22 protein-coding genes and 12 pseudogenes are annotated in these 25,724 nt (G+C 45.2%); 2 read left to right on the forward strand and 32 right to left on the reverse strand.

What is annotated here, in order from left to right; all coding sequences use genetic code 11:
* Positions 1-5: 5 nt before the first annotated feature.
* The 9 genes and pseudogenes from comJ to QRN24_RS06135 form a co-directional block, all read right to left on the reverse strand.
* A complete protein-coding gene (gene comJ / locus QRN24_RS06095) occupies positions 6-488 on the reverse strand; it encodes a competence protein ComJ (protein ID WP_284942488.1) in 483 nt (160 codons plus the stop codon).
* 141 nt (positions 489-629) lie between these two features.
* Positions 630-1,061 (reverse strand): immunity 26/phosphotriesterase HocA family protein, encoded by a 432-nt coding sequence (locus tag QRN24_RS06100; RefSeq protein ID WP_284942489.1) that lies wholly within the window; start codon positions 1,059-1,061, stop codon positions 630-632.
* Positions 1,058-1,399, reverse strand: coding sequence for a GIY-YIG nuclease family protein (locus tag QRN24_RS06105; protein ID WP_284942490.1), 342 nt, complete (start codon positions 1,397-1,399; stop codon positions 1,058-1,060). The genes QRN24_RS06100 and QRN24_RS06105 overlap by 4 nt, the downstream gene beginning before the upstream one ends.
* A gap of 71 nt (positions 1,400-1,470) precedes the next feature.
* Positions 1,471-1,611, reverse strand: a pseudogene (locus QRN24_RS22805) (RHS repeat-associated core domain-containing protein); the annotation flags it as partial.
* Between the two features lie 327 nt (positions 1,612-1,938).
* Positions 1,939-2,361, reverse strand: a pseudogene (locus tag QRN24_RS06115) (DUF6386 family protein).
* Positions 2,362-2,520: 159 nt separating this feature from the next.
* Positions 2,521-2,991 (reverse strand): Imm26 family immunity protein, encoded by a 471-nt coding sequence (locus tag QRN24_RS06120; protein ID WP_284942491.1) that lies wholly within the window; start codon positions 2,989-2,991, stop codon positions 2,521-2,523.
* Positions 2,992-3,360: 369 nt separating this feature from the next.
* Positions 3,361-4,167, reverse strand: a pseudogene (locus tag QRN24_RS06125) (RHS repeat domain-containing protein); the annotation flags it as partial.
* Positions 4,168-4,274: 107 nt separating this feature from the next.
* Positions 4,275-4,631, reverse strand: a complete 357-nt coding sequence (locus QRN24_RS06130; RefSeq protein ID WP_020882329.1) for a hypothetical protein — start codon at positions 4,629-4,631, stop codon at positions 4,275-4,277.
* A gap of 361 nt (positions 4,632-4,992) precedes the next feature.
* Positions 4,993-5,424, reverse strand: a pseudogene (locus QRN24_RS06135) (RHS repeat-associated core domain-containing protein); the annotation flags it as partial.
* Between the two features lie 111 nt (positions 5,425-5,535).
* Between QRN24_RS06135 and QRN24_RS22810 the strand changes: the two are divergent.
* Positions 5,536-5,640, forward strand: a pseudogene (locus QRN24_RS22810) (DUF933 domain-containing protein); the annotation flags it as partial.
* 511 nt (positions 5,641-6,151) lie between these two features.
* Here QRN24_RS22810 and QRN24_RS06145 read toward each other — a convergent pair.
* From QRN24_RS06145 to QRN24_RS06165, 5 genes and pseudogenes are all read right to left on the reverse strand, one after another.
* A complete protein-coding gene (locus QRN24_RS06145) occupies positions 6,152-6,898 on the reverse strand; it encodes a macro domain-containing protein (RefSeq protein ID WP_047744796.1) in 747 nt (248 codons plus the stop codon).
* Positions 6,899-7,300: 402 nt separating this feature from the next.
* A pseudogene (locus tag QRN24_RS06150) lies at positions 7,301-8,113 on the reverse strand (RHS repeat domain-containing protein); the annotation flags it as partial.
* 91 nt (positions 8,114-8,204) lie between these two features.
* Positions 8,205-8,496: pseudogene (locus tag QRN24_RS06155) on the reverse strand (YciI family protein).
* A 396-nt stretch (positions 8,497-8,892) separates the two neighbouring features.
* Complete coding sequence (locus QRN24_RS06160; protein WP_047744797.1) at positions 8,893-9,411, reverse strand: hypothetical protein; 519 nt, start codon at positions 9,409-9,411, stop codon at positions 8,893-8,895.
* Positions 9,412-9,863: 452 nt separating this feature from the next.
* Positions 9,864-10,631 (reverse strand): annotated as a pseudogene (locus QRN24_RS06165) (RHS repeat domain-containing protein); the annotation flags it as partial.
* Positions 10,632-10,634: 3 nt separating this feature from the next.
* On the opposite strand from QRN24_RS06165, the pseudogene QRN24_RS06170 reads away from it, so the two are divergent.
* A pseudogene (locus QRN24_RS06170) lies at positions 10,635-10,755 on the forward strand (DUF933 domain-containing protein); the annotation flags it as partial.
* 70 nt (positions 10,756-10,825) lie between these two features.
* Here QRN24_RS06170 and QRN24_RS06175 read toward each other — a convergent pair.
* The 18 genes and pseudogenes from QRN24_RS06175 to QRN24_RS06255 all read right to left on the reverse strand — a co-directional run.
* A complete protein-coding gene (locus tag QRN24_RS06175; RefSeq protein ID WP_032678362.1) occupies positions 10,826-11,023 on the reverse strand; it encodes a bacteriocin immunity protein in 198 nt (65 codons plus the stop codon).
* 8 nt (positions 11,024-11,031) lie between these two features.
* Positions 11,032-11,106 (reverse strand): annotated as a pseudogene (locus QRN24_RS22710) (hypothetical protein); the annotation flags it as partial.
* 80 nt (positions 11,107-11,186) lie between these two features.
* The gene (locus QRN24_RS22715) at positions 11,187-11,333 is read right to left on the reverse strand and encodes a hypothetical protein (RefSeq protein ID WP_335253385.1); all 147 of its coding nucleotides are present in this window, start codon (positions 11,331-11,333) and stop codon (positions 11,187-11,189) included.
* Positions 11,334-11,382: 49 nt separating this feature from the next.
* Positions 11,383-11,760 carry a hypothetical protein gene (locus QRN24_RS06180; protein ID WP_047744798.1) on the reverse strand — a complete coding sequence of 126 codons (378 nt, stop codon included), beginning with the start codon at positions 11,758-11,760 and terminating at the stop codon, positions 11,383-11,385.
* A 5-nt stretch (positions 11,761-11,765) separates the two neighbouring features.
* On the reverse strand, positions 11,766-11,996 hold the full coding sequence (locus QRN24_RS06185) for a TNT domain-containing protein (protein ID WP_073971027.1): 231 nt from the start codon (positions 11,994-11,996) through the stop codon (positions 11,766-11,768).
* Between the two features lie 30 nt (positions 11,997-12,026).
* Positions 12,027-12,272, reverse strand: a complete 246-nt coding sequence (locus QRN24_RS06190; RefSeq protein ID WP_284942493.1) for a hypothetical protein — start codon at positions 12,270-12,272, stop codon at positions 12,027-12,029.
* On the reverse strand, positions 12,269-12,697 hold the full coding sequence (locus tag QRN24_RS06195) for a hypothetical protein (RefSeq protein ID WP_047744800.1): 429 nt from the start codon (positions 12,695-12,697) through the stop codon (positions 12,269-12,271). The genes QRN24_RS06190 and QRN24_RS06195 overlap by 4 nt, the downstream gene beginning before the upstream one ends.
* A 60-nt stretch (positions 12,698-12,757) precedes the next feature.
* Positions 12,758-13,370: pseudogene (locus tag QRN24_RS06200) on the reverse strand (RHS repeat-associated core domain-containing protein); the annotation flags it as partial.
* A gap of 199 nt (positions 13,371-13,569) precedes the next feature.
* The gene (locus QRN24_RS06205; RefSeq protein WP_073971053.1) at positions 13,570-14,061 is read right to left on the reverse strand and encodes a hypothetical protein; all 492 of its coding nucleotides are present in this window, start codon (positions 14,059-14,061) and stop codon (positions 13,570-13,572) included.
* Positions 14,021-15,439, reverse strand: a pseudogene (locus QRN24_RS06215) (RHS repeat domain-containing protein); the annotation flags it as partial. The pseudogene QRN24_RS06215 and the gene QRN24_RS06205, both read right to left, overlap by 41 nt.
* 456 nt (positions 15,440-15,895) lie before the next feature.
* Positions 15,896-16,378: a hypothetical protein gene (locus QRN24_RS06220; protein ID WP_032669712.1), complete on the reverse strand. Its 483-nt coding sequence runs from the start codon at positions 16,376-16,378 to the stop codon at positions 15,896-15,898.
* 760 nt (positions 16,379-17,138) lie between these two features.
* Complete coding sequence (locus tag QRN24_RS06225) at positions 17,139-18,137, reverse strand: hypothetical protein (protein WP_284942495.1); 999 nt, start codon at positions 18,135-18,137, stop codon at positions 17,139-17,141.
* On the reverse strand, positions 18,137-22,525 hold the full coding sequence (locus QRN24_RS06230) for an RHS repeat-associated core domain-containing protein (RefSeq protein WP_284942497.1): 4,389 nt from the start codon (positions 22,523-22,525) through the stop codon (positions 18,137-18,139). The genes QRN24_RS06225 and QRN24_RS06230 overlap by 1 nt, the downstream gene beginning before the upstream one ends.
* A 3-nt stretch (positions 22,526-22,528) precedes the next feature.
* Positions 22,529-22,969: a DcrB-related protein gene (locus QRN24_RS06235; RefSeq protein ID WP_020882307.1), complete on the reverse strand. Its 441-nt coding sequence runs from the start codon at positions 22,967-22,969 to the stop codon at positions 22,529-22,531.
* A 76-nt stretch (positions 22,970-23,045) separates the two neighbouring features.
* On the reverse strand, positions 23,046-24,122 hold the full coding sequence (locus tag QRN24_RS06240) for a hypothetical protein (RefSeq protein ID WP_079230878.1): 1,077 nt from the start codon (positions 24,120-24,122) through the stop codon (positions 23,046-23,048).
* Positions 24,123-24,125: 3 nt separating this feature from the next.
* Entirely contained in the window at positions 24,126-24,680 is a 555-nt protein-coding gene (locus QRN24_RS06245; protein ID WP_228175274.1) for a hypothetical protein, read from the reverse strand.
* Between the two features lie 75 nt (positions 24,681-24,755).
* Positions 24,756-25,232 carry a hypothetical protein gene (locus QRN24_RS06250; protein ID WP_232937565.1) on the reverse strand — a complete coding sequence of 159 codons (477 nt, stop codon included), beginning with the start codon at positions 25,230-25,232 and terminating at the stop codon, positions 24,756-24,758.
* Positions 25,233-25,242: 10 nt separating this feature from the next.
* Positions 25,243-25,724 (reverse strand): bacteriophage T4 gp5 trimerization domain-containing protein (locus QRN24_RS06255; RefSeq protein ID WP_502875263.1); only part of this gene is annotated, 482 nt, incomplete at its 5' end.

The raw sequence follows: 25,724 nt of genomic DNA on the forward strand, positions 1-25,724 counted from the left end.
TAAATTTAAAAAATACCTTCTTTGAGAGGATGGTCTTTTATTCCTCCCCAAGGGTCATCTAGCAAAAACTTAGCAGCAACAGCTTCTTTTGCCGGTACAAGAGTGAAATTATAGTAAATTTCATCGCCTTCACAAATCTCATAAAAGAGTGAATAAACTTTATCGTTCACATCTATATTTAAATCTAATTTCTCAGTTGCAGAAGCGATTTGCAGCTTATGTTTATCCGTAATGAAAAATGGTACAACAATACAGCGCTGAGCATTTTCATCCAATTTGAAAGCATACTCTATTTTGATATTGACGATTGCTCCAAACGCGTCCTCTGGTAATGGATCGAATATAACATAATCCTTATGAAGAACAGCACCTTGAGAAACATTACCCTTTCCCCACTGACTCAGCTTTTCGTCATAGTCTCGGGATCGTAACACTATTTGACTATGTGAAATCAGTAGATCAACTACTTGTATTTTTTTATCATTCATTACATTACCTCGATTTTTATTATCGTTCTACCAATAATGTGAGGTCAGGCCATCAAAAATAAAATACCTGTGATATTTTTAAGGTGTTAATGAGTGGCGGTAATACGAAATCTGACAGGGGAAGCACCCTACCCCTGATGCTCAAATATTGGTCAGGATATTATCGACAAGCTCAAACCCTGATACCCCCATTGTTGTGTAATTAGGGTATTCGGCAACAGATAACCGTCTGATTTCGTCCTCTCCATTATATAAACCACCAGCATAATTAAATATTTTCAATTGTTTTTTTTCTGCTGTAAGATCAGTGTGACCAATAATTTGCCAAACGCCCTTGCTGATATTTTGGTTGCCGGTAAAGATAACTTTCGTCTCTTTACCAAACTTTTCAAAACTTAGCGGTGTTAATGAACCGCCATCAATAAGTTCTTCAGCCTGCTGGATTGATAATATGCAGAACCCTATGGCTTGCTGAAATTTTTTGCTTAGAGCAAAAACAATATGACAAATCGCATATTTCCCATTGCTCAATGGAATGACAAAGATGTCACCCTCTTTGTATTTTACTTTCATAAACCATTACCTTTCAGAATTGATAACGCATCATTCAATACTTTTCCACCCCAATCACTGCTATGACCCACAATATCATATGTGCTAGCCTTTGGGTTATTAGGACTATACGATCTGATTTTATTGAGGAGATTTGTTAAAAAATTCGTTGACTTAGCTCCACCATTAAGATCCATAATTCTTTGTTCCAAGTATTTAGCTTCAGCTTTGGTCGAATTATTATCAAATATGGTCAACTGTTCCAAAAGAGATTTACCCTGTGTATTCACATGGCTATTCAAACGCGTTGGTGCATCCCCATGTCCTACATAGATAATATTCTTTCCATCGTGTAGCACATACAAGCCTTGTCCATTTACAGGATCATAATGTTTACCTGCCCCCCACCCCTACGTGTAGAAGGTAAAACCTTACAAGGTGTTAGACCTAAAGGATCCGTCCAGATTATAGGATTAGGAGCATAGCTGTAAAGATTTAACCCGCCATTTAACCCTATCGGGTCCTGCTGCGTAAACCGCCCGCAGTCCGGGTCGTAATACCGGAACAGATTGATTAGAATCATTAAATTGGATACCATTGATAATATTCATTGCCCTTTACACCTTTTTTTACTTTGTAACGATCAAACACGGTTGCAGCTTTATTTAAGAAAATAGCAAGCTGTGAACCTATGGGCTTAGCCTTTCCTCCTTTTTTTTACAGCACCAGGGTTTGCTAACATTGGCTCACTTACAGCATCATAACTATGTGCAAGTGTATTGGCTCTACCCTGAATTACAAATTTAGCCCATTCATTATCAGCAGACTCAAATACTTTTATATTTAGTTTATTCAGTTCTCAATTCTGCCCATTTAATAGCCGGTGATTTATCAGTATTTAGAGATAAATACCCTCTTCTAATGCATTTTCAGTAAACGCTGCTTTTGTAAAGTAAATGAGAACATCCGCACCTTGTTTTGTATATTTAACTTCATAATTACCAGGTTCTAAAGTAATAAACTCATCTGACATAGCTTCGGAGTCATCAGGATCAAGGGCGCCGCCCGTAACATTCTCCCCCGCCCCGATGAAAACTTTCCCAGAAGATACGCTTAAGAATTATGCAACTGTATACTCACCAACATCGTATCTAATATTGACATTATAGGTTCCGTCACCACCAAGATTGGAGATAACATATTGCATTTTTATTTCTTCATCTTTTGGTAGACTGCACCAATCTACATCCTCATTAATTCTATGCTTTAATAGCATCAAATCATAAATAACTAATACGGCAGTATCGGTTTCTATAGTTATAAATTATCAAGTAATAAATGAAGGGATTAGGTTAAAAATAGGTATAAGCCCACCTGGCACTCAAAAATATAACAATATGTTTTTTATAAGCTAATCATCATAACATGCTGCGGTAAAAATAAAAGACCGAAAAACACAAACTACTCACCGACCTGCATATTAGTTAATTATACTTTCTATAGATTTTACAACGCTTTTATAGAATTGAATCGACTCTTCACCGATTAGTATATTCTCAATCGGCGAGTCTACTTCCACGCCATGATGATCATATATTTTATTTCTAACAGGGTTTTTAAAATAATGTTGAGGTAAGACATCCACTTCACGCATGCCGATAGTTTTAAACGTTACGAAATAACCGTTTTTCCAACATGAATTATCAGTAATAATTGGCGACAGCAGCAAATTATCTTTTGCCAATACAGCATCTTCTTGAAGCGAAGATGTAAAATAGTTATATATATATATAACTATGGCATTCTTGAACGGGCCGACATCTATTTTACCCAAAGAGACCATGCCATAGCCTAACCGACCATCATTTAACTGAAAGTAAAAAACATCGCCTTCTTTAGGCCATTTTTTTTGATTTTCTTTTGCTGGCACTATAGTAAGTCTATCGACCATTTTCCATTAACCCTATTATTTAAGCCAATTTCCGCCACACATAATAGCATCCGAGTATAACTTTCTTGTCGGACTTATGCTATTGATAGAATTTTAAAAGTGGGGATTATTGTGAATAATTTCTGGTTCTCTGATCCACGCATGACCGCAATTTAACAGTTCTTCAGTAATTCTAACTATTTTATCGAACATTTCACCAAGCCACCAAGCTGTACAGCACGGATATCTACATCCTTAGTGATCCCTACATAGATAGGTCTGACATCTTTATATCTTAAATACACATGGGTATTATTTCCACTTTTTTCTTTTAATCCACTCAGCAAAAGACATGTTTCTCATTGATCGTTTAGGGCATCCGTTTTTGCAAACGGTTAAACCAACAGGATCCACCCACCCCAGCGCATTCGGCGCATACGGGTAAAGGTTTATCGCCCCACCAGCCATATCGGCCCCTTTTGCGTAAACCGCCCGCTGTCCGGATCGTAATACCGGAACAGATTGTATGCAGCCCGGTCTCACAGCCCAGGTATTGCCCCTGCATGTGCAGGTTCTGAGAAAATCGTGATACCTGCGTCTCAGCTTCCCGCAACTGCTTTCCCCAAGCGCTGTTAACCCCTTCCCAGCGCACCTGCACTTCGCTATCCGACGTCCGCTCGGGCATGCCGTTAGGCTGGCAATGGAACCAGAAGATCTCCGGGGTATCTACGCCGTCAATTCGTACCAGCGGATCGTTGCTGTCCTGATCGCTATAGACATAGGTGAGCCGCACATCCCCATGCACCACCTGCAGCAGGGGGAACCCTTCCCAGGCAAACCAGGAAGTGACTAGCTTGCCAGTTGCCATCCAGCATCTGGTATCGCGTTTACACCAGCGAATGCCATTCAGTTGCGTCTTACAATTATTAACGACCTACTACTTAGCAGAATCTTCGAGCGGGTTATCTGCTGCATGACAGCGGCGCTGGCGACGGGCATTGCCGACAAAGACGTCCCGGCTATACAGTTGGCCCATGCGATCGTACTCGCTGCGGGTGGTCAGAAGCCTTGCGTACGGCTGATCTCACGGTGGAGTACGTCGCGAGTATACTCACCGCTAATCGAGAGCAAGGCGCAAAAGAAGCAGACAAGGTTCTTGCCGAAGGGTAGGATTATATCGTTCAGATGGTGAAGTGCTGAACTTCTTGTTTAACGTTTAATTTGTTTTGAACAAAAGAAATGCACGCTTTGGCGTTGATTTTTATTGATATTAAACAAGTAGTCCATAATTGAATCAGAAACTCTTATAACATAAATATAGTATTACTTTCTTTAATCATATCCAAGCTTCCTAACGCACCAAGTTCTAAAGAATAAACCTCATCAGTACCTCTACACAAATTAAGGAAATACCCTAGATCGCCATCTTGACCAATCAATAAAAATTCAGGTTCAACCTCTTGAATTGTGTATGTAATATTTCTTTCAAGTAAATCGAAACAATTGAATACATATAAATGTTCACCATTCGCTCTTTTAATCTCATAAGAGTCAGTGTCTCTAACATTCTCAACCATAAATCGCTTATATTCAGCAGGTAAAGATTTGTGCACTAGTTGTTCAATTTTATCCAACTGATCGATTAAATCCTGCTTTACCATATGTGTTTACCGATATAAGAACAAGCCATATTAAAAACAAATGTCATTGCAATGAGACTAGCATTTGTTAGTGAATTAGTAGAAATTAACAATGCGGAAAAGTGTTGTTAATTGCCTACAGATAATTAGTTGTTAATTGTTTTTATAGAATCCATGCAAACTACACCTCTTCCCAAACTTTTATTAATGCCGATATGTTTCTTCAGCGTTTAAGATTATAAACTTCAAAAATATTTTTTCAAAATAAATTTCGCACCCAATAATGAGCATCAAGTCCAGTGTGGCCATCATTAACTATATCTCTCAAATAAGGATAGCTTCCAATTTCATAAACACTTAATCTATAATGACCTATCCACATCGGTGCATACTGGTAAAGGTTTCCCCCCCGCCAGCCCTATCGGGTCCGACTGAGTAAACCGCCCGCAGTCCGGGTCGTAATAACGGAACAGATTGTAGTACAGTCCTGTCTCACGTTACAGGTATTGCCCCTGCATACTCAGATCCTGGGAATAACATGATATCTGCGTCTCGCCTTTTCGCAGCAACTTGCACCAGGCGTTGTCTACCCCTCTCCAGCGCACCTGCCCTTCACTATCCATCATTCGCTCCGGCATGCCGTCTAGGATGGCAGTAGAACCAGGAAATCTCAGGTCAGCAACGCCATCAATACGCGCCAGCGGATCGTAGCTCTCCTGATGGCTGTAGACATAGGTCAACGGCACATTCCCCGCACTTCCTGCAGCAGGCGGAACCCCTCTCAAGCAAACCGGGTGGTGACGGGCTTACCGGTTAGCTTTACGCCAGCGAAGACCATTCAGCTGTGTCAGCCAATCTTACTCGCTACGGATGGTCAGCAGCCCTGCGTAAGGCTGGTCTCACGGTGGAGTACGTCGTGAGTATACTAACCGCTAATCGAGAGCAAGGTGCAAAAGAAGCAGACGAGGTTCGTGCGGAAGGGAAAGACTACATCGTTAAAGATGGCATAGTGTTAACCTATTTTTTAAATTGTAAATTCTATAAGTTAACTATCTTATACCCTCTTGCGCTTAGAGAACTTAAGGTATTTTTAGGCCGATCCTGAAAAGCACGCTGTTTTCCATAAACATAAGCATCGTTAAAATATTTATTCGCTTCCTCGAATAATTCCACTCGTAACGGACCGTACCGAGGTCGATAAATGGCGCAGTACCTATATTCGTTCGACGTGTGCGTAATGTGGTCTCACCCCATTTCTTCGCCTTATCATACTCCGCGAGATCGAAGTAAGGGCTGTACAAGCATACAAATATCCAGTTGGCAAGTTCCAATGCACCTTTCAGCTAAGATAGCGCTTTCTGGACTTGTTGTTATTGCTCAAAGTCTCGATGTAGTTCTTGTTATCGTGTAACTCGTTTCCTTTTCAATAGTATTTATTATAGATATTTGCATACTAAAGTCCTTGCCTATGTCAATAATGCATTTATTTTAGAGCAGCAAATAAGCCTTACTAAAAAACCGTATCTAAATTTAACTTAAAATTATAAAGTCAACACAGTACAATCAATCATCTTATAACAAATATTTTTTAATATTAATGACTCTATAATACTCCAATCACCACCACCAAGGCCAGCTCCTATTCTTGGCATTTGTACTGAAAGACGATTCACCAACGCAAAGTCAGACAATTTTGCGAGACAAACATCTAAGAATTCATAGCATACATATTGATTATCATCATTGTTATTTTTCTTGATCCCATCCTGTGCAAACATATTAGCAACAAATATCCTTTTTTGATCATCAACCATAACAAAATCTACCGTACCTAATTCTGGAACGCCGTTATCTTTAAAATTGTTGTGATAGTTTTCCTTCGAAGCAGGATATTTTTTCGAAAGAGACAAAACAAATCCCTTTCCCCATTTGCCTTTGTTATTTACAATGTGAGCAATGATTGTGGATTTGTTCAAACACTTTACAGCATCTCCGGATAAATACTTTATTCGGTTTTTTTCTTTAAATGAATCGAGTGAATCCATCCAGACACTTTCAAATTCTTCATTTGAAATCTCTTCAGAGTCACTTAAGTCTAAGTCGCTTTTCTTACCATCATAAAGCAGGAAACCTACTTGTTCGTTTTTATCTAACAAAGAGGAAGAAGCATAATACTCACCATCAACAATATTTATTTGACGTGTCGCGACATCTCCTATAAATTCACTAAGAATGCACCCTTGCCCAGAGATAAAATCAACATTTCCTTTAAAATATTTTTTCTCCAACTACAATCCCTCCCTCTTTTAACAATTCTTTTAGAATCATCAAAATCTTTTATATACAAGATCAAAAGTGTATTTTCTCGTGATTCAATTACCATCTAAGCCAATAGCAGCTATTTCGGCAAAATGGCTTATTCCTTTTAATTTTCTTGCATTACCATATCTATCAGCTTCTAATTGGCCTAGTAACATTTTCACAATTGCATCAATATCTTTGAAGTGTTAGTCCGCCAATCATTTCAGGTATGATATTAATGAAGTATTGTCCATCCTCGAAGCGGACAAGTATATCTCCTGTTGAAGGTCTTATTACACCACTCTTCGTGATATCTTTCATCTCTTCTTCGGCTGTATCATGAATCAATGTGTAAGAAGTCAACCCCACCCAATCGCATTCGGCGCCTACGGGTTTAGGTTTATCCCCCCCGCCAGCCCTATCGGGTCCTGCTGCGTAAATCTTCCGCAGTCCGGGTCATAATACCGGAACAGATTGTAGTGCAGCCCTGTCTCACGGTCCAGGTATTGCCCCTGCATCCGCAGGTTCTGGGAATATCCTGATACCTGCTTCTCGCTTTCCCGCAGCAGCTTGCCGGTTGGCTGTCCGCCCAGCATCTGGCGTCGCATTTTGCTGATGCGGCGACCGAGTGGATCGTAGCGGAAGCTGACCTGCGTCTGCGGTTTGTTGCGGTCCCGCGGCTGGCTGATGACTTCCGTCAGGCGATGTTCACCGTCGTAGCGGTAGTGCCAGCGGGTCTGGCCGTTATCTTTCTCCACGGTGCGGCCGTGGATGTCATAGCGCCAGCGAATGCCGTTCAGTTGCGTCAGGCGGTTGTGCGTGACCTTCTCAGCAGAACCTTCCAGCGGGTTACCGGCAGCGTCCCAGCGCCACTGCTCCTGGCCAGGCAGCGTGCCGTCCTGAACGAGCAGACGTCCGGCGCTGTCGTACTGCCAGCGGTACCAGCTGAACGGGTTATCGTCCCGCTCTTCCCGCACCAGGTTATTGCGGTAGTCGTAATCCCAGCGGCGAGACCAGCGGCGCGGCGACGGACGCTGGGCATTGCCAGTGAATACATCCCGGCGATGCAGTCGACCAAGACGGTCGTACTCGCTGCGGGTGGTCAGCAGCCCCTGGGTGCGGCTGGTCTCACGGTGAAGTTAGTCGCGGCAAAAATCTGAGACCGACAGCTTATTGAGAGCAGGGTGAACAAGGGGCGAAGAAGCAGGCAAGATGCATGCGTAAGGCAAAAATTACATCGTTAAAGATGGCGATGTGATGAACTCTTGTTTAACGTTTGATTTTCTTACGGGGTCAAAATACATTTTCCAGGAGTTCTGTCTTCATACTGGGTTCAAAAGGAATGATTTCGGCAGTCGCAAGTTTTAACCTCTAAAAAGGATCCTCGCGTAAGCGCTCTTCAAGAGAGGCAAGACTCTCACACTTAGCGAGAATGACACCACCGTTTCTTGGGATCCGTCTACCGGACGTCAGGCCCCCCCTCTACGTATCCTTTTTTAAGCCACTCAACATGAGCAGGTATCGCTGCGTCAATCTCTTCGAGTGGTTTTATATAGGCTAAAATAACTATGTAAACCGTGCTCATCCTTTGTCTCTCAGTTAGGTTTTTACGCCGATTGTTGGAACTGTTTATGCAGCTCCTCTTTTGCCACCCGGTATTGTTATAACGTTTATGTGTATTTTAATCTTAATACGCGGGTCCGGATTGGGAAAATACGTTATGCATCATATGAAAAAACCAATCATGCCAGCCGTTTTTTTTCCGCATAACTACAGACAATGACGACTTCCCTTGGAAGAGTGAATGTTAAGCAATAAAAAAGTCCCTTGGGGGAGGTGCAGACAAATATACTTTGTCACACAGTGCATTGAAGTTTGTCAAAACGGCTGGTAACGGCTTTTGTTCATTTAATACAAAGACTAATTAACGTGTTGAATCTAACATTGCATAGTCTAATAATGATATGCCGAAAGTATATTTTTACCGTTTAGCGATCACAAAGCTTCTATAATCTGTTTCATTTTTTATCCAGAATATTTCATCTTGTGGTAACGTTCCATCACTGCAGAAATCAACAAGTTCACCTAACCATCCATCAGGAACATATTTGTGATAATGCATATTCTCAACATATTCAGAATATAGTCGCTTACTATCAAAGTCTATAAATAAATCCGGCATAAGATCATATATATCCCACCAGGTTGTTTTTTCTGAAAGCCTATTGTAAAACGCAACAGCCATATCATCCTTATCGTATAAATAACTCTCTTTAATTAAGTTATCAATGAATATCTGTACGTTTTCTTCATTTACTACAGGCATGTCATATCTTTCCTTATGGATATCCTGTAAGTTAATTTCTACCCCGTTTTTCACAAAATCGTCTACCCATTTAACTCTGTCCAAAACCCACATTTCTTTAAAGGCAACGAACCAATAAAATCTTCCTTCGTTCTTTACTATTACAAGGAGTTCATCATCTTTATTAACATTCATATAGTAACCTATTTTACATTCCCCGAGCCTGGAATCGCTACTTCTTCAAGCCATTCTGCCCATATTGATGGTAATTCATACGATCTACCTGGCGTTGTCGGATCGACACACTTAGGAGCTCACCCACCTTGATTTAATGGATTAGTACGATAACCGGCCTGAGGTATTGCACTTTCTTCTATGAAATCCGCCATCCACTTAGGAAGTTGAAAGGAAACAATTTCTGTATTACCACCTCTAATATCAAGGAAATGCTGAGCATGCGAGCTATCTCCAATACTGATATTTAAGGTTCCACTATTTAAAGGTCCACGCTGAATTTTGGGGTTATTAGCAGAATCTAATTTGATTCTGACCCGACTTGCATTTGGTGGAATTCCCGCTTGAACCCTAAATATAGACTCAGTTGCATTGGGATCCCCTCTCTTGCATAGACCCAGCGGAGCTATTCAACCTAATGGATTAGGAGAATAGCTGTAAAGATTTAACCCGCCATATAGCCCTATCGGGTCCTGATGCGTAAACCTACCGCAGTCCGGGTCGTAATACCGGAACAGATTGTAGTGCAGCCCTGTCTCACGGTCCAGGTATTGCCCTGCATGCGCAGGTTCTGGGAATATCCTGATACCTGCGTTTCACTTTCCCGCAGCAGCTTGCCCCAGGCGCTGTTCACCCCTTCCCAGCGCACCTGCCCTTCGCTATCCGTCATCCGCTCCGGCGTGCCGTTCGGCTGACAGTGGAACCAGAAGATCTCCGGTGCTTCCACGCCATCAATACGCGCCAGCGGATCGTAGCTGTCCTGACCGCTGTAGACACAGGTCAGCGGCACGTCCCCGTGCACCTCCTGCAGCAAGCGGAACCCTTCCCAGACAAACCGGCTTGCCGGTTGGCTGTCCGCCCAGCATCTGGCGTCGCGTTTTGCTGATGCGTCGTCCGAGCGGATCGTAGCGGAAGCTGACCTGCGTCTGCGGTTTGTTGCGGTCCCGCGGCTGTCTAATCACTTCAGTCAAGCGATGCTCCCCGTCGTAGCAGTAGTGCCAGCGGGTCTGGCCGTTATCCTTCTCCACGGTGCGGCCGTGGATGTCATAACGCCAGCGAATGCCGTTCAGCTGCGTCAGGCGGTTGTGCGTGACCTTCCCAGCAGAACCTTCCAGCGGGTTACCGGCAGCATACCAGCGGCACTGCTCCTGGCCAGGCAACGTGCTGTCCTGTACAAGCAAAATATTGAGGGTAAGGGTCAGCAAGGTGCGTAAGGAGGAAGCCCGAATGCCTGTTGAAGGTAAAGATTACATCGTTAAGGATGGCGACGTGGTGAACATCTTGTTAACGTTTGATCTGTTTTGAATGGAAAAAATCCACGTTTTGGCATGGATTTTTTTCATATGGGAGGCTCATTGCGCCACCAGAATAATATTTATAGTTGGATTGGTTTGTAGTTTATAATTTTATCAGCAATTTCTTCTGCGCTAAGTTCTTCATAATAAATGTAATTGGCTGCCTGAGGGTCTGCGACACTTCTACAAAGTAGGTCAATGTTGTTATCAGCTTCCTCTTCTGTACCTTCACTACGTTGGATTTTTTTTATCAGGTCAATAAGCTCTTGTCTTTGCATATTACTCCTTAAAAATGATAAGCACGGTCTAGTGTGTCAAGGTGATATCTTGGCGTAATAATTACTAGATTATCAACATCATATACACCGCCTCCATGTTGGGCAGGGGTTCTATGGTGTAGTACAAATTATCTATTTTTCACGTTCCATTGCATAGCATGCGCTATTGGAGCTTTCCGCCCCGCATTCTGGTAACATTTGATGAACAACATTGCTTTGAAAGATGCGAATCGAAACATCCTCCTATACAGAAGTTCTCGCCAAAATCATCAAAGGATTTTACTTCCCGGCCTCGTAATTTATCGACAATAGAAGATGGGAATAAACTTGCATCACCATGCTATTTCGCTGAAATAGCGTTAATTGCAGTCAGTTAATACAAACCCTAATAATATGATTTTATATCTAGCAGCCTGACTTTCACCCTCAGCTAATACTATATGCAAAACATTGCCTGCAAACAAACTGGAATAAACATAAATATCTAAATCGTTATATTTATAGGAGGGACTTAGATCATCGCTATATGTTTTAACCTTTATCCCAGAGATATTTTTCAAGATTTGTTTTTTTAAATCATCATGTATACCCCAAAGAGGTTTGGCATCTTCGTTTTTGAAAACAATCTCACAATCTAACTTTGGTATGGATATTTTTTCTGAATAATCATTAAAATCATCATCCTTTCCATCATATATTGTTCTCTTGGGTTTAAAATTATAACTTCCCAGACTCATGAAATTTATTTCTCTCTAATTTTTTTATCAGCCAATAGTTGTTTTATTGATTTAGATAGTGCATATTGAGCACCCCCTCCTGGTTGTTCAAACCAAGGTATCGCGGGTCCTGCATATGCATGTACTGGAGCAACCACTTCGTAGGTTTTATATGTTTTATCTAGCATATCCAAAGGCAAGGCTCGGCTTTCGAAAGATGCTCCAGCAGGATATTCACGCTGGTTTGTAAGAACCATTTACAATGGAATCTTTGTGACAATAAAACCTTATTGCCAATCGTTCAATAAATTAATCCACATTTCTTTTTCTCCAGCGATGACTTTTATATTTTCTCTATTTTCTTTTACATACTGCATGTACGTTTCATAAATACCTCTTATTGTCACAGTTTTTTCAGAGCGAGAAGCTTCAATCAAAGTTATTAGCTTTTCTAAATAACGTGCGGACTCTACTCTTGACTTAAAAAACTCCTTGAGATAGTCGAGCACCTCATTGTAAGAATCGTAATTCATTTTTCCTCCGGAAAAATATCAATTTTGTCGAAAGTAATTTCCCGTTTTTCTGCGTGCATTTGTTCTACGCCCCCTTTCCCATACTGCGGATAAGCATTTGTAAATTGTTCTAATGGTGCACCAACTTCATCCCCAAACATTCTTGGATGCCTCACTTGAGGAGTACCATTTTCATAAAGTTGCAATGTATCAAATGTTCCTCTAATTCTTGCATCACTCCAAGAAACATCCGCTGGTAAAGTCGGATCAACTTTATCAGGACCTTTTATCTGAAACGCATCACGAGCCGCTTTACCCGTATAAAATTTTTCGAATCCAAAATACGTTACAGGCACTTTTTTAGTTTCGAGAAGACCAGGAACCCATTTATCTAAACTGCCATCGTCATTCAAATATCGGACATAACGATAAGCAGTTGAAGGCATTGTAGCGCCTGGACCAGCAGGCCCAACATAGAAATCAGGTTTTGTTTTACCGCTACACTCACGACTCAACCCCCACAGATCCACCCATCCCAGCGCATTCGGCGCATACTGGTAAAGGTTTATCCCCCCCGCCAGCCCTATCGGGTCCTGCTGCGTAAACCTACCGCAGTCCGGGTCATAATACCGAAACAGATTGTTGTCAGTCCTATCTCACGGTCCAGGTATTGCCCCTGCATACGCAAGTTCTGAGAATATCCTGATAGCTGCGTCCCGCTTCCCTGCAGCAGTTTTTCCCAGGCACTATTCGCCCCTTCCCAGCGCATCTGCTCCTGGCCAGGCAGCGTGTCGTCCTGAACAAGCAAACGCCCGGCGCTGTCATACTGCCAGCGGTACCAGCTGAACGGGTTGTCGTCACGCTCTTCCCACACCAGGTTATTGCGGTAGTCGTAATCCCAGCGGCGGGACCCGCATCGCGGTGCCGGACATTGGCATTGCCGGTAAAGACGTTCCGGCAATGCAGTCGGTCAAGGCGGTCATATTCGCTGCGGGTGGTCAGCATCCCCTGGGTGCGGCTGGTCTCACGGTGAAGTTCGTCGCGGCTAAAATCTGAGACCGACAGCTTATTGAGAGCAGGGTGAACAAGGCGCGAAGAAGCAGGCAAGATGCTGCGTAAGGAAAAGATTACATCGTTAAAGATGGCGATATGATGAACTCTTGTTTAACGTTTGATTTTCTTAGGGGTAAAACACATTTTCCAGGAGTTCTGTCTTCACACTGGCCTCAAAAGGTATGATTTCAACAGTCGCAAGCTTTATTTTCGACACCCCATCATTAAATAACTGCGAGGTTTTTTACACCAATACGCATTCAATTCATGATTTTATATTATTCCATTTGCAATAATCCCTCCAGGATTTTTCATCTCTGAAACCAGAACGATAATTACAATAAATTGCACCTGAACAATTCCAATGGTCATATGCCGCATTAATATGGCCCCATGCACCATGAATTGGGAGGTCAACATTAGTTTTTTCTTTGAACCAATCCCTTAATTTATTTGTGACTTTCCCCTCTGGATTTTTTTGCTCCCCATCGATTAATTTATAAGGTGCGAAACTCCAACTACCTATAATAGCATTTCCATCATTAGGTTGAATAAAGTTGACTATCAAATAAATATCACCATGCGTGTTTCCTTTTATGTTAAAAATAGCTCTGTAAGAGACTGTATCACATCCCTTATCTGGCCAAGGCTCCCAATTTAAATTATCATTATTCATTATTTCTTTTTTGGTTATAAGTGGTGTCAGCATCAGCATTTTATTGAAGGAAAAAGCGCCTGTATCTATAGCAAGATTCATATTCATATTCCGATATCAAAAGGCTTGCCAATAGGCTCAAGCACAATTTTATAATTTGAAAGGAAAATTGTGTTCCTCCTCCCTGACCAAAAACAACAGGATCTTGTGATAATGCTTGTCCCGTTCCAGCAACTGCATCTCGTTTTACACGGTACGCCTGAATTTTGCTACGGAATCCTAATATTCTATGTGGCTGTACCTGCAAACTCTCCCATAGTTTTTGTCTACTACCGCCAGCGGCATCGAGAGTTGCCTTATCAAAATAAAAACCAGATTGTCCAGGAGCACCACCGTAGATGACATCACCTTCTTTTAACATTGTGTTAGACCATAAGTCGCGTCCTTTGTACTCCCCATGACCTTGCCACTGCCTGCCGAAAGCAGCCTGATTATGGTCATTTGCTTTCGTCGGTGCACATCTTGGTTTCAACCCCCACGTATCCCCCCATCCCAGCGCATTCGGCGCATACTGGTAAAGGTCTATCCCCCCGCCAGCCCTATCGGGTCCTGATGCGTAAACCGCCCACAGTCCGGGTCGTAATACCGGAATAGAATGTAGTGCAGACCTGTCTCACGATCCGGGTATTGCCCCGCATACGCAGGTTCTGAGAATATCCTGATAACTGCGTCTCGCTTTCCCGCAACAGCTTGCCCCAGGCGCTGTTCACCCCTCCCCAGCGCACCTGCCCTTCGCTATCCTTCATCCGCTCCGGCGTACCGTTGGGCTGGCAGTGGAACCAGAAGACCTCCGGTGCATCCACGTCATCAATACGCGCCAGCGGATCGTAGCTGTCCTGGTCGCAGTAGACACAGGTCAGCGGCACGTCCCCGTGCACTTCCTGCAGCAGGCGGAACCCTTCGCAGACAAACCGGGTGGTGACAAGCTTACCGGTTGGCTGCCCGCCCAGCATCTGGTGTCGCATTTTGCTGATGCGGCGACCGAGCAGATCGTAGCGGAAGCTTACCTGCGTCTGCGGTTTGTTGCGGTTCCTCGGGTTTGGCCGTTATCCTTCTCTACGGTGCGAGCATGGATATTATTATGCCAGCGAATACCATTCAGCTGCGTCAGGCGGTTGTGCGTAACCTTCTCAGCAGAACCTTCAAGCGGTTTACCGGCAGCATCCCAGCGCCACTGCTCCTGCCCGGGTAGCGTGCCGTCCTGAACAAGCAAACGCCCGACCCTTTCGTATTGCCAGCGGTACCAGCTGAACGGGTTATCATCCCGATCTTCCCGTACCAGGTTATTGCGGTAGTCGTAATCCCAGTGGCGGGACTCGCATCGTGGTGCCGGACGCTGGGCATTGCCGGTAAAGACGTCCCGGCGATGCAGTCGACCAAAATAGTCGTACTCGTTGCGGGTGGTCAGCGCCCCCTGCGTGCAGAATGGAAAAATTGCACTGTTAAAGATGGCGACATACTAAACTTCCTGAGTAAAGTTTAAATAGTTTCAGTTGTGTCTTGAGACTCTCTTTACCTTATGGCATTTACAAATAACCAACGCCATATCTTGATTTTTTATTGAAAGATCAACTAAGGTGTATATAGTGAATCCTGAAAGTGAGTAATTCATCTCGCCATAAATCCAATTTTTACAAAATTATTATCTAACTATTCTTTATGCATTTCATTATACATTTCTCTTTTTTAGACTCATTTTTAAAAGATGTACAAAGAAGATTATTATTTCATTTAGAAAAAAGGGATTAATCCGAGTTTTTATCTCGTATACCAAATAAGGCAGTCATCTATAATAAATTTAAATATCACTATTGGACAATATGACTTCCGTTACATGAATGGATAACTCATATATGTAATGTACGATTTATTACCATCAGAGATTAAGATCCCATCCAATATATATCCCACAATTAAAGGATCTTTCATTTGATTGCACTGTTATCTCTCCCCATTCATAAGTCCATTTTGTTCCATATGGAGGCTTATTTATCTTTCCCATATTGTTTCTGGAAAATTTATTTTGAACCCATTCTGTCAATCGTCTTTCTTCCTCTTCTAGATTTTTTAACGATGCCCTCTTATCCCAATCTTTGAGTGATTGATAAAAATCTCCGTCTTTACTTGTAAGAAAAAGAGATGGGTTAAATGAGAAAATTGCTGGTCTGAACTCTACGATAAAGTTCTGCCCTTCCCATTCAATATCATTTTTCGAAAAATAAAATTTACCTATCTTAGTGAATTGCGGATGGGTTTTGTAAAATTCAGATGAAGTGAATGTTTCAAAAGAGCTAAGTTCAATAGGATAACCATCAATTTTAACATTCCCATTTTTAACATTAAATGTCATCTTCTTCATATATCTATAATCTTACCAGGAATTAATTTACCTCTTGCTTCTTCAGGTATGTAAAACTGCCCCCCCTTTCCGGATTGAGGATTCGCCGTTGCACAACCCCTAGAAACAAATATATCCTTAATACATAATATTCCCTAACTTTGGTTCCTATAGGGAAATCTGAGTTAAGTGTCACTTGTGACACCTCATGATATCCTAATGAATCACCTTTAGATTGCCTAACTGTAGTATGAGTTATGGTATATGCAGGTAACTGATCACCATTTGAATGCAATGCATAGAGGATCGTTCTTTTTTAAGCGTTCTGTTCGAGTAACTATCAATACCTTTATAATCTTTATTATGAGGTCCTTGCCACTTACCACATTAGCACCATCAACTTCGCGATAAACATTCCAGTATTCATTACCATGAATATGAGGTTGAGAGGAAATCTGGACGTTATCTTTCAACACATTCGGTAAGTTTATGGAGCCATAGCGCCAGCGAATGCCACAAAGTCGTCTGTGGTTTGTTAGCATAACCTTAAATACCGAACATCAATAAAATTTATATGATACTTTTTGTTAAGAAAATAATCTGTAATCTTTATAGCAGCGTACACTAATGCACTATAAGAGGTATATATATTGTTCTATTGACAACATGCGTACCGTAAAGTTATTAACAGTCCATAACCTGGTTTTTTAGAATCGAGGGTTCCACATCGGATTCATTATTCAAATCCTAACACCCTCGATTGTGGTCGAACATTAAAATTTTAAATCGAATATATTAAATTAAATAATTTCCGATCTTCACCTTCAGGTCCGAATTTATATTCATCACCAACTAACCTCAGTATTTTTTCTTCATCTACAAAGAAACCTCTGTATACTATAGCGGAAATTATCCTTCCAAATATATCTGAAGAAACGTGTCTTCTCAATGTTTTAAGATCTGCTAAATTATCTCTAAGAATATAATAAGCGTAATTCATTAGAATGAAGTTGGATATTAATAAATTTTTTGTAGATTGATACTTATCAAAACACTGCTCCAAAGCTTTATATATTATTTTTTTAGATTTTTTATATGCATTAATAAAATTGCCAGGATCGATAAGATAGCAATTTTTATCATTAAACAACAGGTGATTATCTTCGTTATTCGCAACAAACAAAAAATTCAATACCGATGATTGATAGTGTTTTATAGCCTTAATATCTCCAAAGTTTTTCTTTTTTTCAAATTGTGCATAAAATTGCTCAAGCAATGATAATACAGTTACATTGCCATGCTGAACAGTATTTATACAGAGCCCATCATTAGTAATGCATAGTAAATTATAAGAGTCATCATCCATGCCCATTTCAAAACACAAAAACCTTAAAAAAAAGTCTTTTGCTTTTATTGCGTAATCTTCTTTGCTGTTTTTTAAGGAAAGAAGTTGATATATATAAAATAATATAACGATATCTTTATCTATACGCTGTCGATTATCTATTTGAAACAGATAACCTAATCGAGAAAGAAAAACTTCAAATGCATATTTCCCTTCTTCACTTAGGCCTAGCTTCTTTAATGCACGCTGTAACATAACCTTAGGAAAGCAAGTTTGCCAACGACTCAACTCTGCATACTTCCCATTTTCTTTTTTAAAATAAACGGGAAAAAGGTCTGGTTCATCTTGAACATAGACATAATTTCCAAAACTTTCAATCTCTGCTCTCGCATTAGTGAAGTGTTCAATTTTATGTAGGTACATTTCAAAAATCATTAAGTAATCCTCTTACCACATTTCTTCCAATTACCTTTAGCATCTTTCTTTTCAATCTGGAATGAAGTGATTTTATCATTAAAACGAGAAAGGATATTTTTACCGATGCCCCTTGCTCCAGGTTCATTTCTCTTTGATAGAACTCCATCTTTCAGCCCGGTTTCTTTGTAATCAACTTTTGATATATCACTATGTTGATTAAGAAGCTCAACCCCAGAGTCATTTACGGTCATAACGGCACGATACTTTTCATTTCCAGGGTTAAACCCTGGTCGGCTATCATGATTAACCCATATGGCTTTTTCACCACGATTATTAGGAACCAATCCGCCTTTACCATCGCGTTCAGAAGCTGATGCAATCGCTTCATCTTTACTCATATAGCGTATAACTTCCTCTTGTTTTAATCCCAGAGGGTCTATTCGGGTTAAACTATTTGCACCATACTGGTAAAGGTTTATCCCCCCCGCCAGCCCTATCGGGTCCTGCTGCGTAAACCGCCCGCAGTCCGGGTCGTAATACCGGAAGAGATTGTAGTGCAGCCCCGTCTCACGGTCCAGGTATTGCCCCTGCATCCGCAGGTTCTGAGAATATCCTGATACTTGCGTCTCGCTTTCCCGCAGCAGCTTGCCCCAGGCGCTGTTCACCCCTTCCCAGCGCACCTGCCCTTCGATATCCGTCATCCGCTCCGGCGTACCGTTGGGCTGGCAGTGGAACCAGAAGATCTCCGGGGCATCAACGCCGTCAATACGCGCCAGCGGGTCGTAGCTGTCCTGATCGCTGTAGACGTAGGTCAGCGGCACATCCCCGTGCAGCTCCTGCAGCAGGCGGAACCCTTCCCAGACAAACCGGGTGGTAACCGGCTTGCCGGTTGGCTGTCCGCCCAGCATCTGGCGTCGCGTTTTGCTGATGCGTCGCCCGAGTGGATCGTAGCGGAAGCTGACCTGCGTCTGCGGTTTGTTGCGGTCCCGCGGCTGGCTGATGACTTCCGTCAGACGGTGCTCACCGTCGTAGCGGTAGTGCCAGCGGGTCTGGCCGTTATCTTTCTCCACGGTGCGGCCGTGGATGTCATAGCGCCAGCGAATGCCGTTCAGCTGCGTCAGGCGGTTGTGCGTGACCTTCTCAGCAGATCCTTCGAGCGGGTTACCGGCAGCGTCCCAGCGCCACTGCTCCTGGCCGGGCAGCGTGCCGTCCTGAACGAGCAGACGCCCGGCGCTGTCGTACTGCCAGCGGTACCAGCTGAACGGGTTATCGTCCCGCTCTTCCCGCACCAGGTTATTGCGGTAGTCGTAATCCCAGCGGCGGGACCAGCGGCGCGGCGACGGGCGCTGGGCATTGCCGGTAAAGACGTCCCGGCGATGCAGTCGCCCAAGACGATCGTATTCGCTACGGGTGGTCAGCAGCCCCTGAGTGCGGCTGGTCTCCCGGTGGAGTTCATCGCGGGTAAAATCGGAGACCGACAGCTTATCGAGAGCAATGCTGAGCAGATGCCCGCTGCCGTAGTAAAACTGCTTCAGCTCGCGGCCATCGGGCAGCGTGACGGAGGTGCGGTTGCCGAGAGCATCATACTCCCATGTCAGCTCACCGTGCTCGCCCACTTCACGCGTGACACGCCCCAGGGCGTCATAGTCAAAGGCAAGTTCCTGTTCTGCCTCTGCACTCCAGGCGTCAACGGAAAGTGCCGGATGAAGTCCAATACGACTCAGCAAACCTGACGGTGTGTAGTGATAACGGGTCTGCCCTTCCGGCGTGGTGCGGGCAACCAGCTGGCCACTGGCGCTCCAGGCGAAGGCATGGGTGATGGCTTCCGGATGACCGGCGGCAAACGTGCGCGCTATCGTACGCCCGCAGGCGTCATAGCGATACTGTGAGGCCACGCCATCGAGCCCCACCTCTTCCAGCAGCAGCGAGTCCGCGCCCCAGCGGAACTGGTACGCTTCGCCGTTTTCATTTTCCAGGGCAATCAGTCGCCCGCGGCTGTCCCAGCGGCGGCGGACCTCTTCACCCTGAGTATTACGCGTAGCGGTTAATCGTCCTGCCTCGTCATATTTAAACTCACTTTCTTTGCCATCAGCGCCCGCATGCGTCACCGGCAGGCCGCGTTCGTTCCATGCGAGCGACTCTGTCCAGCCTTCCGGTCGATCGAGTTGCACCGGACGCCCTGCGGCATCGTAGCGATAGCGCGTCTCTTCGCCGTCAGCGCCGATCTCAGTCGTTAACCAGCCCAGCGGATGATAGGTATAGCGGGTTATTCGTCCTGAACAGTCTGTGGCTCGAATGACCTGCCCGGCCTCGTTGTACTCCTGGTAGCGACTGTTTCCCGCGGCATCAACTTCTTCAACGACCTGACCAAACTCGTCCCGGCGCAGCAGTGTTGTCTGCCCCATCGGGTCTACCACACGCTTCAGCCCGTGATGTTCGTCGTACCAGAAACGGGTCGCACTGCCGTCGGCTTCAATGATGGCTGACGGCAGCGCGCGGTGCTCCAGCCAGGTGGTGGTGCGGGTATTGCCGTCGGCGTCGATTTCCTGCACCCGGTTGCCCATTTCGTCGTAGACGAAGGTGACGGCGTTCCCGAGGGGATCGACGCGACGGGTCAGAAGTTCGTTTTCATCCCACTCGTAGCACCAGTTTTCACCGCGCTCGTCAACGTAGCGGACAATCAGATTTTGCGCGTTCCAGTAGTGCTTACGCGTCTGGCCATCGTAGTGCTCGACGGTCGTCAGCCCGGCGGCTAAATCGTAGGTGAAGCGGCAGCCGTCGCCGGTGCTGGTGCGGTTTTCCACCACGCGCCAGTGGTCGAATTTTTGCCAGCGGTATTCGCTCTCCAGCCCGCCTGGCAGGCGGTGCCAGACCATCAGGCCGTGGTCGTTATAGCGGTATTCACGCGTTACTACGCCAGAGGCATCCGTCACACTCGCCAGCTGGCCACGCGCATCGTAACCCCACTGCATCAGCGGCCAGGTACGGTTGCCGTCAAAATGGCTGGCAGAGGTGGCGCGCTGTGGGAAACGCTCATCTTCATAGCGCAGGGTGACATCAATCGCCCGTGGCTCATCGTGAAGATTGACCAGCCTGCCGTGTTCATCCCACTCCGTCAGCAGCGCGTTACCGTATTCGTCGCTGAGGGAGGCCAGACGCAGGATGGTGGGATTCGCCCGGGTCGGTTTATACAGACGCCATACCGCGCCGTCATCGTCGGCAATCGCCACGTCGCCGCTCTCATTGCGGCGGATGATGATGCCTTCGCTGATGCTGTAAAACGCGCGATCGACGGGCGGCAGCTCAAAGGTCAGCTCACGGCCGGTTTCGTCGAACCAGGTCGCGTTGTTCTCTTCGAGCGTCAGATAGCTGTCAAAGGTTGTCGCCCAACCCAGACCAAACAGCCCTTCACGGGTGGTCAGGCTGTTGTAGCTGCGCTGCCAGCGCAGCGGGAAGCGCCCCGGCAGCGAGAAATCGAGTTCATCGTCATCATTCAGCACCTTCACGCCGGTTGCAGCATGTACCGGATGCGATGAGCCAAACACAGCATTAACGGCCATATCGGCCAGCATGCCACCGCCGGCTGCCGCCAGCGCACAGGGCATATTTTTCAGGATTTTACCCGGACGCCCGCGCAGCAGGGAGAGCGCAATCATCCCCAGCGCCAGACCCGGCGTTTTACCGCTTTTGATATCGCGGACCGTGAGCGTGTCCCCGCCGATGATCACATTCGGGGAGACATCGTCGGAAACGGTGCCTTCGCAGGTGGTGCGATCTTTTGCACGTACCGCGGGCTGCCCGTTAATGAAGACGCTTTTAGAGCCTTCCGCCAGATACTGCGGCCCGGAGTGCTTTTCGCACGCCACCTTGTCTTCTTCCAGCGGCGAGGTTCCCGCGGCGGCAGAAGCCACGCTCGGCTGCCACATCTCGCTGCCAAACTGTCCGGCGGCGGAAAGCAGCATACCCGCGTAATCGGCAAAGCTGCCCGGAGACTGTGGCTCAGGTGACGGTGTGTCAGCGGGCGTAAGCGTCCCGGCCGCTCGTGCAGCGGGAATTGCGTTCGTCAGAACGTTATCAGACCCAGTGGTAATTTTGCCCGCTGGTGACGGCGGGAACAGCGCGTTGCCTAAGCCTTCGGCGGCGTTGCTGATATCGTCAGTTATACCTGCCACGTTTGCCAGTACGCCGCCAATGATCCCACTTAACAGACAGCTGGATCCAATCGCCGCCACGCCCGCGGCGGCGGCACCCGCCCCCAGCAGCGGAGCAGCAACGGTTGCCGCCGCGCCTACGGCAGCGCCGATAACGGCATAGGCCGCACCTTCCGCCACAATACTGGTGATATCCGCAAAAATGCTGGAGTGAATGATCTCGTCGCCCTGACGGGCCGCGTTGTTATCGCTCATGCCTTACACATTCCGGTTGTCGTTTAGCGTCAGACTCTGCTTAAGCGCGCTCCAGCGCACCTCATCCTCTGCGGTGAATGCTCTGAGCGCCGAGAGGGTAAAAATCATCAACACCGGCTTGCCCGGCGTTTGTACGGCCAGCTGTTTTTGCCAAATGCGCTGTCCGTTACTGTCAAAAGTCGTCTCGACTTCCAGCGCGTTAATTTTTCCGTCAGGCCCGACCTTTACGCCCTGGAATGCGCTTTGGGCAATCTCGCCCATCTGCGGACGTAGTAGTTCCCACTGGCGGTGAAACTCTTTCTCATAGTCGCTGCCATCCGGGATACCGCCGCGGCTGACCACGACGGACAATCCGCTTTCGTCATCGCGAATAATATTCATACTGTTGTCCTGCCAGGCAGCAGGAAAAAGGGAAAACGAACCTTCCTGGAGGGTGTATTTCATAAGTGAACTCGGGATGATTAATAGTGTGAGAAATAAAAGGGGCCAATCCATGCTGGCCTTTGGGCTGACGAATGCATTATTTAAGCCACTGACCTGACTGTTCAACTAGCACATGGCTGCCTTTGCTCACGACCAATTTCACGGGTGAGTAAGTCACGGTGTAAGCGATCTCGCCATTCTTATAGGTAGAACCAATTATTTTACCTGCAGGATCGTGCAACGTTTTCCCCTTAAGGGAGATCGTACTATTATCACTTTTGCGCACGCCGAGATAATACATCTGGTCACATTCACTAGTAAAACGCCCGCATTTATTGACCAGAGAAATAGCGAACTTTTCAGTATCGAGTTTTCGGGTTTCAACTGTCTGAGCCGAAGCAGCTTTATGTAACGTATAACGCTGCGGAGCATAATAATTTCCTTTTTGAGGAGGAGTAACTAAACGCCATTCCATTTCACTCCCCTTAATTTCCAGAACAGCCCGTCCGCCTATACCGCCAAACGAAGAGTTGAACTCAACATTGGCACGATTGCCCGCGATCGTACCGCTAAGATTACGCTCATCATCTTCCGGGCAATCAATGCGGTTTCCTCTTTGAGAAATATAGCAATAAGATCCGGAGATACGGCCACCTGATTCAGCTAACCGCAGAGTTAACGTCGAGTCGTTCGCGTACTCGCCTGACCATACTCCGCCAAATGCGGGACCAGATTGGCTTATCGTTTCAAAATGCAGTGTGCCAAATCTTGCAGCCCATTTTTTAATATCGCCGTTAATATCCTGACGATGTTCAGAAGACTGATAATGAATAACGTCAGACTCGGGTATGACCCAGGCAGCGTAGATTTTGCCATCTGGTTCGATAACCAAAGCAGAGGCGTTTTCCAGATAAAGATCTTTTAGCCAGCCTTCAATCAACAATCCTCCGTCAGCCGTGGAATGCGGTTCACCAAATACATCAAAATTGTTGATAAACGTCTGGTAATCGCTTCCCAGGGCCTTTCTGAGGAGGTCTGTCACTTCGCTATCGTTAACGATGCGACTGACCGTATTGAGCTTATTGTATTGTGATAACTCTAGCGCAGTTGCAGTTTCAGTTGCATCTGCCAAGAAAGCGGTGAGCAATACGGCTGCCAGATATTTCCTTTTCATAAATTACTCTGGATTTCCATTGTCGTAATTCATTGTTATCTTAACAATTTTACTGTCTTTGATCTCAAAAGAGAGGACCTTTTTACCCAACTCATAGGTAATCCATTGTTCTCCAGCATCCTTTGCGACCTGACCGTCACCGTATGCTGTGTTCAAGTCCGTTCTCGTTGAACCAACATGGACACCACGCGGCGTTGCGACATCTGTAGCAGTCAGCGTGATCTGCGACACGATATAATCATCAACGCTTCGTTCCGCTTTATCCCACCAGAGATTGGAACTGAAAATGTCTAACCCAGACTTATGATGCTGGAAGAATTTATAGTTAGCTCCGTCAAAAGGAACCTCACCGGTAAAACTGCCTTCCACTGGCACGTCAATTCTGCGCGCAACGTCAGGAGTCCATCTGTCACCCAATTCGACAGGCTGGCTTTTTATCTGCACAGAAAAATCGTGATTTGTCAGAACGGGCGGTATAACTTGAGCCAATACCGCACTGCTGCACAGACAGGTAAGCATCAGAACAAAACAAAGATATGTCGGAGTCTGTTTTTTCACGTTAATCGTCATTTTCTCAATCTAAATTACGCTTCTCACCGATGTGGGAAACCGCGAGTCATGGAAGCTGTTTTCTTAGTCAGCGCTAATAACAACAGAGCTCAGACAGTCAGGTTTTTTTACGGTGAAACTGAAACTCACTTTTTGCCCATTCATATCTTTTGGTGCTGTATAACTGGTCACTTCATTCTCCGAGCGGCCTCGGGGATAATCAGTTAACGTCAGTTGTGGGTAATGCTTTTTAACGGTTTGAAGTGTGATGCACTGGCCTGATGGTGAAAAATTCAGTAATGGAGCCATGCCATCATTTTCTTTGCTTACTCGTAAATCAATGGTAGTAATGCTCGTACCCTCCAAAAGCTTGAAATCATCAGCATGGTAGAGGTTCATATATGCATTATTTTTCATGTAGGTAAAATGCAACGGCATGTCATTTAGACTCGTAACGGATAACGTTTTGAGTGAGGCGCTCATTTGTGAAATGAACGCCCAGAGATCCTTTTTCTCTGAATTTCCCTCAGCCATTCCCGTCGTTAATAATGCAATAAGCACTGCTACGACCTTACTCACCTTTAGTCGTAAATTTCTCCTGCACCGCCGCATCAATATCCCCTTTATGCCCGGAACCCGGCGCCGTGGTGCCCGGTTGTGTGCCAGACGTATTCAGGTGCAGCTTACCGCCGGTGGTGATATGACCATCCCCTTCAACGAAGAAATTAAACTCTTTGCCGATGAGGTTAATCTTGCCGTTAGCGTTCAGCTCAATTGCGCTTTCACCAGAGACCAGCCGTAGCTTCGTACCGGAAGCAATGACATATTGCTCCACCGCCGCATCCAGCTTGCCTTTGCCCGTCAGGATCTCTGTTCCGCCTTTCACCGCCTGGATCTGATTCGCTTCCACCCGATGCAGTTCATTTTTCTTCACATAATGGCTGCGCTCGCCACCGACGCTGTGCGTTTCATCGTTCTTAATGCTGGTGTCCATGTTGCGCTCAGCCTGGATCCACACCTGCTCTGCACCCGCCTTGTCCTCAAAGCGCAGGG

It is taken from the genome of Enterobacter sp. MEB024 (assembly GCF_030209635.1).
Taxonomy (GTDB): domain Bacteria; phylum Pseudomonadota; class Gammaproteobacteria; order Enterobacterales; family Enterobacteriaceae; genus Enterobacter; species Enterobacter ludwigii.

Bases quoted from the DNA above. Each gene is read 5' to 3' on its own strand.
- comJ (WP_284942488.1), bottom strand. From the start codon at position 488: ATGAATGATAAAAAAATACAAGTAGTTGATCTACTGATTTCACATAGT.
- QRN24_RS06100 (WP_284942489.1), bottom strand. From the start codon at position 1,061: ATGAAAGTAAAATACAAAGAGGGTGACATCTTTGTCATTCCATTGAGC.
- QRN24_RS06120 (WP_284942491.1), bottom strand. From the start codon at position 2,991: ATGGTCGATAGACTTACTATAGTGCCAGCAAAAGAAAATCAAAAAAAA.
- QRN24_RS06130 (WP_020882329.1), bottom strand. From the start codon at position 4,631: ATGGTAAAGCAGGATTTAATCGATCAGTTGGATAAAATTGAACAACTA.
- QRN24_RS06160 (WP_047744797.1), bottom strand. From the start codon at position 9,411: ATGAATGTTAATAAAGATGATGAACTCCTTGTAATAGTAAAGAACGAA.
- QRN24_RS06175 (WP_032678362.1), bottom strand. From the start codon at position 11,023: ATGCAAAGACAAGAGCTTATTGACCTGATAAAAAAAATCCAACGTAGT.
- QRN24_RS06180 (WP_047744798.1), bottom strand. From the start codon at position 11,760: ATGAGTCTGGGAAGTTATAATTTTAAACCCAAGAGAACAATATATGAT.
- QRN24_RS06185 (WP_073971027.1), bottom strand. From the start codon at position 11,996: ATGGTTCTTACAAACCAGCGTGAATATCCTGCTGGAGCATCTTTCGAA.
- QRN24_RS06190 (WP_284942493.1), bottom strand. From the start codon at position 12,272: ATGAATTACGATTCTTACAATGAGGTGCTCGACTATCTCAAGGAGTTT.
- QRN24_RS06195 (WP_047744800.1), bottom strand. From the start codon at position 12,697: ATGCCTTCAACTGCTTATCGTTATGTCCGATATTTGAATGACGATGGC.
- QRN24_RS06205 (WP_073971053.1), bottom strand. From the start codon at position 14,061: ATGAATCTTGCTATAGATACAGGCGCTTTTTCCTTCAATAAAATGCTG.
- QRN24_RS06220 (WP_032669712.1), bottom strand. From the start codon at position 16,378: ATGAAGAAGATGACATTTAATGTTAAAAATGGGAATGTTAAAATTGAT.
- QRN24_RS06225 (WP_284942495.1), bottom strand. From the start codon at position 18,137: ATGATTTTTGAAATGTACCTACATAAAATTGAACACTTCACTAATGCG.
- QRN24_RS06230 (WP_284942497.1), bottom strand. From the start codon at position 22,525: ATGAGCGATAACAACGCGGCCCGTCAGGGCGACGAGATCATTCACTCC.
- QRN24_RS06235 (WP_020882307.1), bottom strand. From the start codon at position 22,969: ATGAAATACACCCTCCAGGAAGGTTCGTTTTCCCTTTTTCCTGCTGCC.
- QRN24_RS06240 (WP_079230878.1), bottom strand. From the start codon at position 24,122: ATGAAAAGGAAATATCTGGCAGCCGTATTGCTCACCGCTTTCTTGGCA.